Origin of the sequence: Fulvivirga sp. (assembly GCF_040218215.1) — a bacterium.
Classification (GTDB): Bacteria; Bacteroidota; Bacteroidia; order Cytophagales; family Cyclobacteriaceae; genus Fulvivirga.
In genome coordinates this window covers 59,462-75,340 of record NZ_JAVJQL010000025.1, presented here as the reverse complement: position 1 = coordinate 75,340, position 15,879 = coordinate 59,462, and the positions used below count along the sequence as shown (strand labels likewise).

The following is a 15,879-nucleotide window of genomic DNA, read 5'->3' as shown; positions in this document are numbered from 1 at the left end:
TTCAAGCTGATTACTTACTGTTTCTGATCAATTCGGCAATTACAGTACGGCTTTTCTGCAACTGATCATAGTCTAACTTTAACCCTAATGGCCCAAGGTCTTTGCTTAACTGGTCATAGATAGGTTTTACAGAAGCAAAATCAGCAGAAACAGACTCTAGTGCAGTAGAGTTGTAGGTATTTCGAATATTGATATCCACATCATTCTGTAATAATGCCTTTACAATTTCTGTACGTCCAAAGAAAGCAGCAGTGTGCAACGGTGTTGAACCATCAGCACTTGTTTCATTTACATTGGCGCCACCTTTTATTAATAATAAGGCTACATCTGTTTTACCAAATGTCGCTGCCACATGTAAGGGAGCAGAACCATAAGGATCTTTTTTATTCAAATCTGATTTGGCAGCGATATGTTGTTTTATGGCATCCATATTACCATAAAATGTTGCCTCATTAATACCGGTGCTTGGTGCCTCTACTTCGGCTTCAGCGTTCGTTTTGTTCTGTGCCTGGTTGCAGGAAGTTACTCCTAAAAGGGCTATGATAAGTCCTGCAATAAACCATTTCTGCGTTGCTTTTAACATTAAATTTTTCATCGTTTTTGTTTTTCGTGTTTAATATTTATTTCGATAACACAAAGGTCATTAGAACGCTCATGAGGCACTAAACAACCATGCGGCAGGGTTTTGTAGCTATGCGTTTTGTGTAGAAATTATGATGACACACTATAAACTATGACGCAAAAGACGGAAAATGAGCAGTTGTGAGTGGTATTTAAATTGCCGATTATTGCATGTCCACCATTTATTCATATGTCTGATTTTCTAAAGCCAAAGAACACGTTTCTTCAAAAGGTTGTCGCTGTAATAGAAGACAATTTAGCTGATGAACACTTTGGTGTAACCGAACTGGCTGAAAGTATTAGCATGAGCAGATCGAACCTGCTTAGAAAGGTTAAGCAAGAGACAGGAGAGTCGGTAAGTGTACTCATTAGAAACGTGAGGCTCCATCATGCAAAGGGATTATTAAAAAAAAACGAGCTCACCGTCTCTGAAATAGCTTATAAGGTTGGGTTCAGTAGCACCTCTTACTTTACTAAATGTTATAGGGAATTGTTTGGCTACACCCCGGGTGAAGAGGGAAGTAGGGTAGAAGAGGAAGAGAAAGAACAGCAGCATAAAGCCCAACCTACTAAGAACAGTAAGTTGACTAAAGTCATAGCGTTGGTAATTTCTGTGGCAACAATAATAGCAGTATTGTTTTACATGCTGCCCATTGATGAAATCCCAGCATCAAGCAAACTCAGTAAATCAATTGCAGTCCTTCCATTCAAAAATGACAGTGCCGACAGCTCCAATATCTACTTTATGAATGGGCTGATGGAGGCCATTTTGGATAACTTTCAGAAGATAGAAGACATAAAAGTAACCAGCAGAACTACGGTGGAGAAGTATCGGGATGTCACTAAATCCATTCCTGAATTATCCAAAGAGCTTAATGTGAGCTATTTTATTGAGGGCAGTGGGCAGAAGATTGGCGATGAGATTTTGCTTACCATTCAGTTGATAGAAGCACCGAGTGATAAACACCTGTGGTCTAAAAGATATAAGCGTCAGTTGAAAGATGTTTTTGAACTTCAAAGTGAGGTGGCCAAAAGCATTGCCAGTGAGATCAATGCCATTATTACCCCGGAAGAACAAAAACGTATTGAAAAAATACCTACTCAAAATCTGGTGGCTTATGATCATTACCTGAAAGGATTAGCCTTGCTGAATGATGAAACGGGAGCGGGTTTAGCAGAAGGTTTAGAACAATTTAAGAAAGCTATTCAGGAAGATGGACAATTTGCAAATGCTTATGCCTATGTGGCCATATCGTACTACTATCTCGATATTTTTCTTGCTGAGCCAAAGTACACCGAGGAGTTGAAAGAGTATGCTGACAAAGCCATGTTGCTGGATGCTGAAGCAGGGGAGAGCCTTATTGCCAGATCGTTATATTATATGCAGATCCGTGATTTTCAAAAGGCCGTGGAGTCGCTGGAGGAGGTGCTGGAATATTATCCAAATACAGCATGGGTGCATAATTTCTTGTCCAACATTTATGGGGTGGTACTTCCCGATACAGAAAAATATCTCATGCATGCCTTGCAGGGTATTCAGGCAGCGGTAGATGTTGCAGACTCTGTTACCACCAGTTATACTTATTTGCACTTGAGCAATGCATTAGCTCAGACAGGTTTTGTCAATGAAGCTGAAACTTATATTCATAAGTCATTGGAGTATAATCCTGATAATTTGTATTCGCAGTATTTGTATGTATATATCAGGTTGGCACAACATTTTGATTTGAACCGTGCGAAGACATCTCTGATAGAAATTTTGCAAAAGGACACCACCAGGATAGACGTGATACAAGAGATAGCCAAGGTGTGCTACACTTTGGGAGAGTATGAGCAGGCATGGGAGTATTATGATAAAATGCTCAAAATTAAAGTAGCCTTGCAACTTGATCTCTATCAGAGCGAGAATGCCAGGATAGGCTTTGTGTTGGAGCAACTTGGCAGAAAGGAAGAAGCGAAGAAGTATTATGACAGCTACCTTGAATTTGTAGAAAAGGATCAGTCGTTGTATAAAGACCTGATTTATTCATCTTACTATGCGTGCGTTGGCGATATTGATGAGGCAGTTAAACGTTTTAAGGCTTTTTCTGAAGAGGATAATTATCAATATTGGGTTGTGCTGTTTTTGGATAAAGACCCTATTAATCAGCTGATGAAAAAACATCCGGATTATAAAGGCACACTTAAAAAGGTCAAGGATAAATTCTGGGCTGAGCACAAGCAGATAAGAAAGATGCTTGAGGAGGAAGATATAATTGAGCCAATGAGGGGCGATTTGTAGTTGGCTATAAACCTCCTAGGTTTATCTGCAGGGTGAAAATTAAACCTGGGAGGTTTTTGTGCCCTTGCTGGTGTTGTTACAAGCAAGTAGTCTGTAGATATTATCTTTGGTGACAAAACCAATAGAGGCGAAGTGGTCTTTATTTGGTACGTTTCAATTTAGGAGGGTTTTGGCGAGTGTCAAATACATCCGCAATTTTTATAAAACCATTTGTTTTATCAACGGAGTAAATGAGTTTGTAATTCTTGTAAACCAAGTATCTATATTCTATTTCACGTTCTTTGAGTAATTCCTCTTCTTGTCCAATATAAGGCGATTTAGCTAACTTTTCTGGTTCGTTTATAATTCCGTTTATTAGTTCTAATGCTATTTTTGGACTTACTTTTCCTTGATAATACTCAAAGATTTCGTCAAGTTGACTTTCTGCAAATTCAGACCAAATGGTTTTCAATTTTATGAGTTGTATTTGGCTAAAATCTCTTTTCCGCTTTTAAACTTTCCGTTTTGAAAATCCGATTCAGATTGTTCAATTCTTCGGTTGAGTTCTTCTCTGGACATCGGTTGAACATTAGGATCAGCAGCAGTTTTTTTCTCTTTCTTTAAGAGTTGTTCCAGCTTAGAAATCACTTCTTCGCTTTGCAGTTTTAGGAACTCTTGAACAAACTCTATTTTTCTTGATTCTAAATTCATGGCTGGTAGGTTTTATCAAAGATACATAATTATGAAATTTTCAGTTCATTGGAATTTATAATTAGTAGTCTGTAGATATTATCTGTTGGTGATAACACCAACAGAGGCGGAATATATTAGAGTGCTTCAGAATTGTCCATTTCAATCTTTCTTTTCAGACTATTTAAAAGCCTCTCTTCAAAATCATTTATGATTTGTTTGGCCCAGAAATTCCCATAAAAGTTCATCTTTGAATCAATCTCATAATTGCATTTTAAAGTAAGTAGTGTGTTTCCTTGAACTTCTTCAAGGTGGTATGAGATGTTTCTGAATTTGAAATATTGACCTTTTAGAATATGCACATCCGTAGGGGAGTCTCTTAATTGAGACTTATCCAAATGAATTTTAAAACTTACTGAAGTTAATGAATCTATAGATTCGATCGATTCTGCCAATTTCAAGTTATCTGAAAAGTATCCGACTCGATACTTAATTCCATCTATGATCTCAAGTTGGGATTTTATGGGCCTTGGTATCCCAAGAAAATTAAAAATTCCCTTTTCGTACTCATCATTTGTAATTTCCGGCACTTCAATTAAGTAATTCCATACAATGCTTTTTGTTGCATTAATTTCTATTGTGGAATTGACTTCAAAACTTTCTTTGTGATTTGGTAGTCTTGCTTCCATAACGCCTAGTATTACAGGAAGAAACAGTATTGAGTATAACTTTTTCGAATCAATTCTCTCAATAATAGTTGCTGTTAGAATTCCTGCTAATCCAGCACCAATTAAAAAAGGTAATACTAAAATCAGAAGACAGATCCAGTCTTCAATTCTACTTGTTATCGCAACGGTGAAAAAAGACAATACACTTAGGACAGGATATGTGAATTGCCTGAGACGCGACTCAAGTATTTCCTTTTTTGCAAGTATTACAGGAATAATTCCTATGATTATAGGAGTGATCCAAATAAAGGTAACACTGTACAGATTATATATATCATAGAGTTTAATACCATTTTCTATTGGGTTCATTAGTAGTCTAATGGCTACTCCATACATAGCACCTAGAGCTATTCCAATATATTTTTTGTACTTCATTTTAATCATAAAAACGCTTTAATTTACCGCATCCATCTTTAATACAATAACTAACATTAAATTTATTCCATGGTATATGATGTCATTGTAATCGGGGTGGGGTCTATGGGTTCGGCCACTTGCGAGCAACTGGCGAGTAGAGGGGCTAAGGTTTTGGGTATTGAGCAGTTTGGCATCAGCCATGAAAATGGCTCACATACCGGGCAGAGCCGTATCATTCGCAAGGCCTATTTTGAGCATTCTGATTATGTGCCATTGCTTCATAAATCTTATGAGGGGTGGCGAGCTTTAGAGAAGGCCACTAGCATACAGTTTTATTGGCAGACAGGCTTGTCCTATTTCGGCCCTGAACATGATGAGATGTTGCAATCAGTACAAAAATCAGCTGATCTTTATAATCTTAAGATAGAACATAAAGAGTATGATCAATACACTAAGTTGTGGCCGCAGTTCAGTGTTCCTAAAGATTATCAATGCATTTTTGAACCAGAAGCAGGTTTTGTCACCCCTGAACGGGGCATTAAAACCTATACCGAATTTGCAAAGCAGAAAGGTGCTGAAATTCATATCAACGAGCAGGTGCTGCATTGGGAATCACACAGCAATTTCGTAACCGTCACCACCAATTTAAGAACCTATCAGGCGAGTAGGATAATATTTACATCAGGAGCATTTACCGATCAATTGTTAGCGCTAAAAGTCAAATTGAAAGTTACTCGGCAATATCTGGGATGGGTTAATCCAAATAATAATTTAAAATACAATGTTGGCAATATGCCTTGTTGGCTTATGACCGATGAAGGCAAAGAGGGTGCATTTTACGGTTTTCCTCAAATGCCTGAAGTAGTTGGTGGTCCGCAGGGAATGAAATTTGGATACCACCATCCTGGAGAAATCTTTGATGAGGTTGAAGACAAGGAGATATTGGTGAAAGAAGAGGCAAGGTTAAATGAATTTTTAAGACAGTATTTCACTAAAGTCAATCGTAAGATAGAAACCATTAAATCCTGCAAATACACCTACACCCCTGATGAACATTTTATTGTTGATCTTTTGCCTGACATGTCTGAGCGTGTGGTGATAGCCTGCGGCTTCAGCGGCCATGGTTTTAAATTTTCTCCGGTCATTGGTGAGGCTCTCGCTGATTTGGCATTAGAAGGCGGTAGTGATTTACCCATCGGTTTTTTGGGATTGGGTAGGTTTTCTCTGTGATCTCTGCGCACTCAGCGGTAAAATAAAACCACAGAGCGCACTGAGTTACGCAGAGTTGATTTGAATATACCTAACAGTATTTGTGGTTTATAATTATAAAAATAATTTTATAATTATAAATATAGTTATACATTTGACACATGAATGAATTAACTAAGGCGGAAGAGAATATTATGCAGGTACTTTGGAAGTTGAAAAAGGGCTTTCTGAAGGATATTGTGGAAGCACTTCCAGATCCCAAGCCAGCGTACCCAACCGTTTCTACCGTAATAAGGGTAATGGTGAAGAAAAAATTTGTAGGGCATAATACTTACGGCAAAATCAATGAGTACTATCCATTGATAAAGAAGGAAGATTACTTTAAAAATTACTTTAAAGGAATGGTGTCCAACTTCTTTGATAATTCATGGCAGGGCTTTGCTACCTTCTTCAGTAATTCAGATTTAACTGTAGATGAGCTTCAAGCCATAAAAGCAGAAATTGATAAAGAACTTAAAAAGAAAAACGAATGAGCCCGGTGCAATATTTACTGATGTCTAGTATTGGCTTGTTACTATTCTGGCTTTACTATTATGTTTTTCTGAGGGGCAAGACCTTCTTTGTTATGAACAGGTGGTATTTGATCGGGGCACTTGCTATAAGTCTCACCGTTCCATTAGCCTCATTATTTATTACAGCAGAACAATTGCCTGCTGCCATTTCTACAGTCAGCACTTTATCCGGGTCTTCTAGCCTGGGTATTACAGAGATTTCAAGGGAGTGGGGTGAAATGAACACTTCTAAGAGCTTGTGGTCAGTAGTTATTCCTGCTGTCTATATACTTATTGCCATTTTATTAATGGCGAGGTTGGTATGGGGCATTCGCTCAGCATTTTTTATGGTAAAGCAATCAGAAAAATTGCTGATTCATGGTCAGGAAGTTTATGCGAATGCTAAAATAAAGGAACCTATTTCCCTGTTTAACAGAATCTATATTCCGTCAAGTTGGAAGGAAAATGTGCCTTATGAGATAATCCTTCACGAGAAGGAGCACATTAACAAAAAGCATTTTATTGACCTTGTCTTGATAGAATTGTCAATAATCATATTCTGGTTTAATCCTGTCATTTATCAACTCAAGAAGGCGATTAGAATTAACCTGGAATACCTTGCCGACAGGCAGGTGATCTTGCAGGGAGGAGACCTCCTGGCCTATCAGTCATTACTCGTTTCACAATCACTTGAAAGCAGCAACAGGTACCCAATAACAACAAATTTTGCTGCACCACTTAAAAATAGAATAAGTATGATGAACAAAACAAAAACCCGAAACTGGGTACGCCTCGTTATTGTTGGTGCACTTCCTTTGGCCGCTGCTTTATTGGCCATGAACACTCGCCCGGAGGTTAAAGCCCCAATCCTTGAATTTGCTGAGCCACTAACCAATTTAATAGTGGAAGAAAATAGGCCATCTGGCTGGCCTGTTCAAATACCGTCAGTAATCAAAATCACTTCGACTTTTGGCGAAAGAATGCATCCATTACTGAAAGAAAAAAGACATCATGACGGTGTGGATTTACAAGCCAAAGAAGGTACTCCTGTTTATGCCACAGCGGATGGGGTAATAGAAATTGCCAAATTCGATTACTTCAGAGGTTATTATGTGCAAATTAAACATGGTGATAAGTATGCAACGCAATATGCCCACATGCAGAATTTTGTGGTGATGCAAAACCAGAGAGTGTTTAAGGATCAGTTGATCGGATATGTTGGTAATACAGGTCAGTCCATAGGATCACACCTCCATTATGAGATCCACGAAGATGGAAAACCAGTTGACCCGAAATTAACGCTGGAAGGCTGTTGATAACAACTATCAGGTTGAGCTTGTCGAAACCGGTTAAGTCTTGAGACATTACATTTCGACAAGCTCAATGTGACATTGATTTATGGACGGTCTCAAAAACAATAAAGTAACGTCATTGCGAGGAAACGAAGCAATCCTGATGTTGTTGGTATTAAATTCATTGAGATTGCTTCACTATGTTCGCAAAGACGACATGTTTTTGAGACAGTCTTTTTATTTTTAAAAGAATATGAAATTACTTCCCACTTTTTTTCTTGTCTTAGTTAGTCTTTTGGCACAAGCCCAGACCAAGCAAATATGCATTACCATTGATGACCTGCCCATAGTACCTTATGGAGTTTCTTCATCTTTTACCCAGTTTGAAATCACACAAAAACTGCTGGCCACCTTTAAAGAATATGATGTTCCGGCCATTGGGTATGTCAATGAAGGCAAGTTGTACAATGAAGGCAAACTCGATCAGGAAAAATACAAACTTTTGGTTTATTGGGTCGAAAATGGTTTTGAATTAGGGAATCACACCTATTCACACGGCAGCTATCACAAGGTGCCATTCAAAGATTTTACTGCCGATGTGCTGAAAGGTGAGGAGTTGATTAGGCCTTTGTTAAAGAAGAATGGTTATGAACTAAAATATTTCCGGCATCCGTTCCTGCATAGTGGTAATACAAAAGGTGCTACTGACTCACTTAATCAGTTCTTGGAAGAGCATAATTATATTGAGGCGCCAGTTACCATCGATAATGAGGACTATCTTTTTGCTAAAGCTTATGCCAAGGCTTATATAAATGGGGATAGCGCATTAATGAAGAAAATAGGGATTGCTTACTTAGAACACTCAGAGAAGAAGCTGGAGTTCTATGAGAAGATGACCACAGCATTGTTTGACAGGCACATTGCTCAAACAATGCTTACCCACGCCAACCAACTGAATGCTGATTATATGGGTAAGCTGTTGGAGATTTTTAAAAAGCATGGCTATACTTTTGTATCGCAGGCAGCATCTTTAAAGGATGTAGCCTACCACGAGCCAATTTCCAAGTTTGGTAATTGGGGTATTTCATGGCTGGAGAAATGGACGATGAGCCGCGGACTCAAAGGCGATATCTGGGAAGGCAACCCTGAAGTGCCCAAATATATTACTGATTAGAAGGCTCATTATCTTCCAGTTTGTTTAAAAAATCCATCGCAGACTTTAGCTTCTCGTTCGGAAATCTTTTAAGGATAAATACCAGGATAACTGCTACAACCACACTTCCAATACAATACTGAACCATCCAGGTCAGATCAAATTGAAATAAGTTAATACCTAATAGCCCTTTGGCTAAAACCAGAAAGAATGGCCCTGAAAAAACAGGGATTATAATGTAAAGGCTGTAGACATCAATGATTTCTAATCGTTTGAGTGTGCTCAGTTTTCCCTTTACTTTTATCACTGACTCCTGAGCATCTAATGTTAAAATCTGATACAGCTTGAATATTTCAACACCAATTTCAATCATTGTCAAAACGAAAAGTAACAGTGCCGGAATTAAGAATTCATATTGTGTCAGATGATCCCTAATAAAATTGAGTAAAAAGAAATAGAACAATACGTTAACTGCCAGCTCAAAGAAGCCAGTCCATTTAATTTCATACAAACTCGACTTGATTTTACGAAAAGCGAGATTTTTAATTAAAAGCCTGTTCACTTTAATAGTGCTTTCCAATGTTCGGTCGTTTGCCTTCCAGGCCGATGCTAATTCTTCAAAATTCATGATGCTAATTTTTTAAGGTTTCAAAATGACCTTTCAATTCTTCAATGATGCGTTGCTTTTTGGTTGAGATATTTGAAGCTGTTAAGCCAGTAATCTCCGCCACCTCTTTATTTGAAATTCCATCCAAATGAAGCAGTATAATGGCTTTGTCAATTGGCTTTAATAAACCAATAAACCTGAAGAGATTGGCCAGGTTTTTATCTTCATGCTGTTCATCAATATTCAAATATTCATACTGCTCAAGATATTCCTCCAGCCTTTTGCTCTTGGATGCTGACTTGCGCAACTGAGATATTGAAACATTAAGGGCTATCCTGTAAGTCCAGGTTGAAAAGGCATATTGATCATTATATGACGGAAATGCCTTCCATAATTGAACGATAATATCCTGGATCAAATCTTTAAGGTCTTCAGCGTCATTACAATAGACCCTGGCCACCTTATAGATCAGCTTTTTGTGCTTCTCAAGATAGTTAGTGAATTCAATTTCCTGTGCTGCCGTCAATGTTCAAATAATTAAGAATGAAAGATTTTACCTATTATTCGAACGGACTTTGAAAATGTCACAGATCTTGAAAAAATAATTAAAAATTTTCCTAAAAATTATCCTGCGCTGTCATACGCTTTCTTTAGCCAGTCAAGTACTTCGCTGTTTGCATCATTGATATCAGCAAGATTGATTTTGTGTGAAAACATGGCATTGGCTGCTGTCACTTCTTCAAGCTTACCTGATGCAGGCTGACCTTTGAGATTAATACCAATTTCGAATCTGGTTTTTGTGGCGGGGTTTAGACAGGCGAACTGTTTTTTTCTTCTTAGGCTTACATAAGCATTTTTTGGAGCAACTTCTACATCCTTACCAAACTTGAGGATGTCCGCCAAGAGCTTATCATAGAGTGGTTTGAAATGCTCTTTACCTTTGTATTGGTTTTCAATAAGATCATCGGTATTGGCAGCCGAGCCAGCATCTGACCCTTTACTTTTGTGGGCTACCAGATTGGCAAAGCCATGAGTAAACCCGTGAGTTTCTTTTAGGAATTTGATGATTTCACCATGTTTGGAAAAATTCTCTTTTTTAACAACTGAAATCCATTCTTCTAGTGATTTACCTGTGTTTTTGTGCAGGTTATCTATCATGGTTTGTGCTGCCTGATCCATATTTTGACTGTTTGATGTTGCTTAATTTATTAAAATTATAGCATTGAATCAAAAATTCTAAAGTTTGTTGATCCTTTCCATCAAATGGTGAAGTCGGTCCCTGCCAATGGGTAGCCTCTCTTCATTAACAACCACATACTCAGAATTGATGGCAGATAGCTGTTCGAGGTTTACAATATATGATTTATGCGTTCTGTAAAATCTGTTCCCGTCAAGTTTACCCTCAATTTCTTTAAGTGTAGAGCGTAGTACATAGCTCTTGTCCTTAGTTTGAATTTGAGAGTAATTACCATCAGCTTTTATATATCTGATATCAATTAAAGGAATTTTAACCGTTAGGTTGTTTGTTCTCACAAAAAGTGAGTCAGACAAGAGCATGGGTTCATCTTCATTTTTAACCTGCTCTGATTTAAAATTGCTCAATGCAACTTCTATGGCCACCAGCACATCACGGTCTTCAAAAGGCTTGACCAGATAGCCATAGGGGTGCACTTCGGTGGCACGCTTTACAGTTTGGGCATCTGAGTGTGAGGAAATAAAAACAAATGGAATATTATAGTCTTCACGAATTTTATGGGCCAGGTCAATACCGTCCTTTTCACCTTTAATTTTGATATCTAAAAGAACAATGTCAGGCTGTGTGTTATCAATGAGCTCAATGGCTTTGTCATAATTTTTGGCCACTCCACACACCTTAAAACTGTTGGATTCAAGGATATCCCTTAAATCCTCTGCAATGATCATTTCATCTTCAATAATGCCAACTTTTATTCCCTCCATATTTTATCTCGCAGTTACGGGGCTTGTGAATTTTAAAGTAAATGCTGCCCCCTGATTTTCTGATATCTCAAGTATTCCGTTAAGCTGTTCTGTCAAAGCATTTACAAGTCGCATACCCATACTTTTTTTAGTTCTGAAGTCTTCAGGAAGACCAGGGCCACTATCCATTACCGATAAAATGTGGCTATTGGCTTCACTTTTCAAACTTATCTTTAATTCACCATCCTGATTGTTAAAGGCGTATTTGAGCGAATTGGAAATAAGCTCATTTAATATCAGTCCGATAGGAACAGCAGTGTCAATGTCAAGGTCTAAAGAATCTATATCAAGGTTTCGCGTCACTTCATTTTTTGGTTTGTAGCTGCTAAACAGAAAATCATTGAGTTCTTCAATATATTCCTTCATGTTGATGACCGAAAGATGGTTATTGCCATACAGCTTTTCATGGATTAGTGACATAGACTTTATCCGGCTGCGGCCTTCATTAACAGCATCTTTAGCAATCTGATGCTCAAGATTTCTAGATTGGATATTTAGAATGCTTGATATGATCTGCAAGTTGTTTTTGACCCTGTGATGGATTTCTTTAAGCAAGGTTTCATTCTCATGGTTCTTGGCTTCTATTTCCATCTTCTGTTGAGCAAGTTTTTTGTTGCTGCGAAGTTTAATGATCAATGCCAATAATATACTTAGTCCTACAACGATTGAAGCCACCACACCTATTATCAGTCTGTTATTACTGCTTTGGGCAAGATTTAGGCTGGCTTCTTTCACCTTCAAATCAGACTGTTGAAGCTCAATAGTTTGCTGCTTTTTTTCAGTTTCATAAAGTGCAGACATTGCTGCCATTTGCTCTGCTTTCTGGATATTGAAAAGGCTGTCCTTTAAAGCTTCGTGTTGCATTCTGTAGTCCCAGGCTTTTTTATAGTCGCCTAGTCCCTTATAACTTTCAGATAGGTATTCCATTGATTTCTGCTCACGGTCTTTATGATTGATTTCTTTGGATAAAGCATAAGCCTCCTGCGAATATTCCAATGCAGTTTTATGTTGTTCCAGTTGGTTATGAATCCGCGCTAAAAAATGAAGTGAAAAGATGATACTGGCTTTGTTGCCTTGCTCTCTTTTGAGTTCCAATCCTTGTTTCGCTATTGAGTAGGCTTTCGAATATTCACCCATTAAAAAATAAGTCTCTGATAAATTATGGAGCGGTACAGCAAAGTTTTTCCCTCGTTTGTTATCAATTTCTATTGTCTTATTAAAATAGAAAACAGCGCTATCAAACTCCTTAATGTTCATTTTTAGCAGGCCTAATTGATTGTTGTAATTTGATTGAAGCGAAAGATTGGTTTTTAATACGGGAAGTTTACTGGCCTCTTCAAGATAGGGTATCGGAATGCTATATTCTGCCTGATAGAAGTACGCCATAGTAATGTTTAGCAGGTTCAAAGCCACCTTGCTTTCCAGGTTATTTTCTTTATTAATCTTTAAGGCTTTGAGATAATATTCAATGGCTTTATCATAACTACCAACTTTTTCCAATGTCTTCCCCAGATTATTATAGGCACTGGAAATTCCCCCTGAATTATTCATTTTTTGTTGGTAAAACAGGGCGTCATTAAAGTTTGAAGCTGCTTGTTTAAAGTCGCTCCTACTTAGGCTTAGGTTTCCCAGGGCATTATATGCATTGGCTGTTCCTACAGTATCTGCTATTGATTTGGAATATGCTATGGCTTCGTTGAAATAATAGGCCGCACTATCGTTTTTATTATAATCCAGATTGTTATAGCCAACATTTATCAATGCCCTGGCCTGACCAATTCCATAATTGATAGCTTTTGCTTCCTCTAGTCCTTGATAGGAGTATTTCTTTGCTTTTTCTAAAGAGGAGAATGCATAATCGAAACCCAAAGTATTGAGTATATCTACTTTCTCAGTTCCTGTTTTATCGTCAACAATGGATTCCAAACTGTCTAGCTTAGACTGACTTTGCAACTTGCTACCAGTAAAAAGGAGGAACAATGCCAACAATAGGTACCTCATATATTACAAACTGATTCGATCCGAAAAATGAATTAATTAATATAATAGCTCTTACTACATTATCCTACTGTTAATCAACAATTTAATGCTGTTAATCCCACAGTCCTTATTTTTTAAGTAATATGCTTCTACTTTTAACTAAAGCAGGTTACTTCTTCATATAGTGTCCAGAGGTGGAGGCGTGGGATCGAAAGGTTCTGCGCTTCCGTTTTTTATGGCTTATAAAATTAACAGACCTACTTCACGAAGTTTATTGATGGGCTTAGAGTACCAAAACAATTCAAAATCTTCAAACTGAGATTCAAATGATTTTTTAGCTGCTCCTAAAGTTAATGTTGGTGTTGAACCTGGCTTGGCTTGGTCCAAAAACTTAAGCAGCCATTCAACCTTATCTTTTTCCAGTGATATCTGGGCTGAATCTGAATTTCTGTAGAATGTCAATTTCACTTTTTTACCTTCCTCTAATATAGGCTGCTGTCCCAACCAGATAACCTTAGCAGTAGCCGGTGGTTCTTGAAAGCCTTCATTCTCAAGACAATTAAAAATGTAGTCAGAGTCGATGGTGGTTTTAGGTATTTTGAAATCGAACCACTCTTGCAAATCATATTCAAAACAGATACCGTGCATGTAGTTGAACAATGACTTCTTTAACCCGTAGCTGAATTGGTTATGATCTATGCCTGTCTCATCAGTGAATTGAATGTCATTGTGGGCGAAGGAGATTTTTTCCTTAATAGGAGAAACACCATAAGCCGAAGGCTCTAGGCCAACAGGGCTATGGGCCGTGAGTGCAAACTGGTGCCAAAATCCTGAGTGTAAAATGCCCTGCTCAAACATCTGACGCACCATTTCCAGACTGTCAATAGTCTCTTGCACTGTTTGGGTTGGGTAGCCATACATCAGGTAGGAATGCACCATAATGCCGGACTCGGTAAAATTTCTGGTAACTCTGGCTACTTGAGCAACGGTCACTCCTTTATCAATCAATTTTAATAACCGATCAGAAGCTACTTCCAGTCCTCCTGACACTGCCACACAGCCGGACGCTTTGAGCAGCTGGCATAAGTCATAGGTAAAGCTCTTTTCAAACCGAATATTAGTCCACCAGGTAACGACTAAATCCCTTCTCAATATTTCCAAAGCCAGCTCACGCATAAGGGCAGGAGGCGCGGCCTCATCAACAAAGTGGAAACCTCTGTCACCTGTTTGTTCTACAAGCGATTCCATTCTATCGACCAATACTTTGGCAGCGATCGGCTCATAAAGTTTTATATAATCTAGCGAGATATCACAAAACGTGCATTTGCCCCAATAGCAGCCATGCGCCATCGTCAGTTTATTCCATCTGCCGTCACTCCACAAACTATGCATCGGATTGGCAATCTCAATTACTGATATGTACTTGTCCAGCAATAAGTCTGAATAATCAGGAGTTCCAACTTGTGCCTGTTTGTAGTCTGATCTTGGAGAAAGGTTATTGTAAAAAACCTGTCCGCCTTTTAAATGGAAAGTTCTTTTGAAATCAGCTTTGTCAGTTTCTTTACCAAGATTCTCAACCAATAATTCAATAGGCAACTCTCCATCATCAAGTGCTATAAAATCAAAATATTCAAACACTCTAACATCAGTAACTGATCTTAACTCGGTATTAGGAAAGCCACCACCCATGGCAATTTTAATACTAGAATCATGAGCTTTTATCCATTGTGCACAGCGGAAGGCACTATATAAGTTACCAGGAAAAGGAACCGAAAAACAGACTAGTTTTGGTTTTATAGCACTCACCTTTTCTTCTAGAATCTGAAGCGTGAGCTGATCAATAAATGTTGGTTGTGACGTTAAGCTTTGATGCAATTCATCAAAACTATTGGCGCTCATGCCAAGCCTTTCAGCATATCTGCTAAAACCAAAATTCTCATCAATACACTCAATGATAAAATCTGAAAGGTCTTCTAAAAACAGGGTAGCCAAATGTTTGGCTTTATCCTGTAGGCCCATATTGCCAAATGCCCAATCAAGGTCTTCCAGCTGATCAAACCTTGAGGCTTGCGGTAGAAAGTCAGGCGCAGTTATAGACCTGGCTAAGGACTGGTTCTTTCCCTGAAGGAAAGTGATAACAGCTTCAATTTTTGAAATATAGTGCTCCTTTAGTGCATAAATACGCTTGGCATTTTCCGACTGGATCGTTTGATTTTCTTCTGTCAGATCAAAGATTTTAATCAGGTTCCTTTTAGAGAACAGCTCCAATATTACCTCTATTCCCAAATCCATTTGATGTGAAGAAATACCCTTTGTATTCAGGAAGCCCTTCAAATATGCGGTAGCCGGATAAGGCGTGTTTAACTGTGTAAAGGGCGGGGTAATTAAAAGTAGCTCGTTCAAGATGAAAGCAATTTATGCAAATATCAACTT

General features: G+C 38.1%; 15 protein-coding genes. 5 read left to right on the top strand and 10 right to left on the bottom strand.

The window, feature by feature from the left end; genetic code table 11:
- Positions 1–10: 10 nt before the first annotated feature.
- Positions 11–595 (bottom strand): ankyrin repeat domain-containing protein, encoded by a 585-nt coding sequence (locus RIB54_RS17515; protein ID WP_350102097.1) that lies wholly within the window; start codon positions 593–595, stop codon positions 11–13.
- A 216-nt stretch (positions 596–811) separates the two neighbouring features.
- Between RIB54_RS17515 and RIB54_RS17510 the strand changes: the two genes are divergently transcribed.
- Positions 812–2,902 carry a helix-turn-helix domain-containing protein gene (locus RIB54_RS17510; RefSeq protein ID WP_350102096.1) on the top strand — a complete coding sequence of 697 codons (2,091 nt, stop codon included), beginning with the start codon at positions 812–814 and terminating at the stop codon, positions 2,900–2,902.
- Between the two features lie 139 nt (positions 2,903–3,041).
- Here the strand turns inward: RIB54_RS17510 and RIB54_RS17505 are convergent, their stop codons facing one another.
- From RIB54_RS17505 to RIB54_RS17495, 3 genes are all read right to left on the bottom strand, one after another.
- On the bottom strand, positions 3,042–3,353 hold the full coding sequence (locus RIB54_RS17505; protein WP_350102095.1) for a type II toxin-antitoxin system RelE/ParE family toxin: 312 nt from the start codon (positions 3,351–3,353) through the stop codon (positions 3,042–3,044).
- A gap of 2 nt (positions 3,354–3,355) precedes the next feature.
- Positions 3,356–3,592, bottom strand: coding sequence for a hypothetical protein (locus RIB54_RS17500; protein ID WP_350102094.1), 237 nt, complete (start codon positions 3,590–3,592; stop codon positions 3,356–3,358).
- Positions 3,593–3,708: 116 nt separating this feature from the next.
- Positions 3,709–4,674, bottom strand: a complete 966-nt coding sequence (locus RIB54_RS17495; RefSeq protein WP_350102093.1) for a hypothetical protein — start codon at positions 4,672–4,674, stop codon at positions 3,709–3,711.
- 69 nt (positions 4,675–4,743) lie between these two features.
- Between RIB54_RS17495 and solA the strand changes: the two genes are divergently transcribed.
- The 4 genes from solA (at position 4,744) to RIB54_RS17475 (ending at position 8,882) form a co-directional block, all read left to right on the top strand.
- Complete coding sequence (gene solA, locus RIB54_RS17490) at positions 4,744–5,886, top strand: N-methyl-L-tryptophan oxidase (protein ID WP_350102092.1); 1,143 nt, start codon at positions 4,744–4,746, stop codon at positions 5,884–5,886.
- A 140-nt stretch (positions 5,887–6,026) separates the two neighbouring features.
- Positions 6,027–6,398, top strand: a complete 372-nt coding sequence (locus RIB54_RS17485; RefSeq protein ID WP_350102091.1) for a BlaI/MecI/CopY family transcriptional regulator — start codon at positions 6,027–6,029, stop codon at positions 6,396–6,398.
- Entirely contained in the window at positions 6,395–7,732 is a 1,338-nt protein-coding gene (locus RIB54_RS17480) for a peptidoglycan DD-metalloendopeptidase family protein (protein ID WP_350102090.1), read from the top strand. Before RIB54_RS17485 ends, RIB54_RS17480 begins: the two co-directional genes overlap by 4 nt.
- Before the next feature lie 229 nt (positions 7,733–7,961).
- A complete protein-coding gene (locus RIB54_RS17475; RefSeq protein ID WP_350064859.1) occupies positions 7,962–8,882 on the top strand; it encodes a polysaccharide deacetylase family protein in 921 nt (306 codons plus the stop codon).
- Here the strand turns inward: RIB54_RS17475 and RIB54_RS17470 are convergent.
- The 6 genes from RIB54_RS17470 to RIB54_RS17445 all read right to left on the bottom strand — a co-directional run bounded on the left by RIB54_RS17470 (position 8,872) and on the right by RIB54_RS17445 (position 15,849).
- On the bottom strand, positions 8,872–9,489 hold the full coding sequence (locus tag RIB54_RS17470; protein WP_350102089.1) for a hypothetical protein: 618 nt from the start codon (positions 9,487–9,489) through the stop codon (positions 8,872–8,874). The two genes, RIB54_RS17475 and RIB54_RS17470, sit on opposite strands and share 11 nt — an antisense overlap.
- Positions 9,490–9,493: 4 nt before the next feature.
- Entirely contained in the window at positions 9,494–9,994 is a 501-nt protein-coding gene (locus tag RIB54_RS17465; protein ID WP_350064863.1) for an RNA polymerase sigma factor, read from the bottom strand.
- A gap of 98 nt (positions 9,995–10,092) precedes the next feature.
- Positions 10,093–10,647 (bottom strand): DUF4287 domain-containing protein, encoded by a 555-nt coding sequence (locus RIB54_RS17460; RefSeq protein ID WP_350102088.1) that lies wholly within the window; start codon positions 10,645–10,647, stop codon positions 10,093–10,095.
- Between the two features lie 57 nt (positions 10,648–10,704).
- Positions 10,705–11,427, bottom strand: coding sequence for a LytR/AlgR family response regulator transcription factor (locus RIB54_RS17455; RefSeq protein WP_350064867.1), 723 nt, complete (start codon positions 11,425–11,427; stop codon positions 10,705–10,707).
- A 3-nt stretch (positions 11,428–11,430) separates the two neighbouring features.
- Positions 11,431–13,467 (bottom strand): tetratricopeptide repeat-containing sensor histidine kinase, encoded by a 2,037-nt coding sequence (locus tag RIB54_RS17450; protein WP_350102087.1) that lies wholly within the window; start codon positions 13,465–13,467, stop codon positions 11,431–11,433.
- A 219-nt stretch (positions 13,468–13,686) separates the two neighbouring features.
- Entirely contained in the window at positions 13,687–15,849 is a 2,163-nt protein-coding gene (locus tag RIB54_RS17445; RefSeq protein WP_502879618.1) for a B12-binding domain-containing radical SAM protein, read from the bottom strand.
- Between the last annotated feature and the right edge of the window lie 30 nt (positions 15,850–15,879).

Excerpts from the sequence above, each read along its gene's own strand:
- RIB54_RS17515 (WP_350102097.1), bottom strand. The coding sequence starts at position 595 with ATGAAAAATTTAATGTTAAAAGCAACGCAGAAATGGTTTATTGCAGGA.
- RIB54_RS17510 (WP_350102096.1), top strand. The coding sequence starts at position 812 with ATGTCTGATTTTCTAAAGCCAAAGAACACGTTTCTTCAAAAGGTTGTC.
- RIB54_RS17500 (WP_350102094.1), bottom strand. The coding sequence starts at position 3,592 with ATGAATTTAGAATCAAGAAAAATAGAGTTTGTTCAAGAGTTCCTAAAA.
- RIB54_RS17495 (WP_350102093.1), bottom strand. The coding sequence starts at position 4,674 with ATGAAGTACAAAAAATATATTGGAATAGCTCTAGGTGCTATGTATGGA.
- solA (WP_350102092.1), top strand. The coding sequence starts at position 4,744 with ATGGTATATGATGTCATTGTAATCGGGGTGGGGTCTATGGGTTCGGCC.
- RIB54_RS17485 (WP_350102091.1), top strand. The coding sequence starts at position 6,027 with ATGAATGAATTAACTAAGGCGGAAGAGAATATTATGCAGGTACTTTGG.
- RIB54_RS17480 (WP_350102090.1), top strand. The coding sequence starts at position 6,395 with ATGAGCCCGGTGCAATATTTACTGATGTCTAGTATTGGCTTGTTACTA.
- RIB54_RS17475 (WP_350064859.1), top strand. The coding sequence starts at position 7,962 with ATGAAATTACTTCCCACTTTTTTTCTTGTCTTAGTTAGTCTTTTGGCA.
- RIB54_RS17470 (WP_350102089.1), bottom strand. The coding sequence starts at position 9,489 with ATGAATTTTGAAGAATTAGCATCGGCCTGGAAGGCAAACGACCGAACA.
- RIB54_RS17460 (WP_350102088.1), bottom strand. The coding sequence starts at position 10,647 with ATGGATCAGGCAGCACAAACCATGATAGATAACCTGCACAAAAACACA.
- RIB54_RS17455 (WP_350064867.1), bottom strand. The coding sequence starts at position 11,427 with ATGGAGGGAATAAAAGTTGGCATTATTGAAGATGAAATGATCATTGCA.
- RIB54_RS17450 (WP_350102087.1), bottom strand. The coding sequence starts at position 13,467 with ATGAGGTACCTATTGTTGGCATTGTTCCTCCTTTTTACTGGTAGCAAG.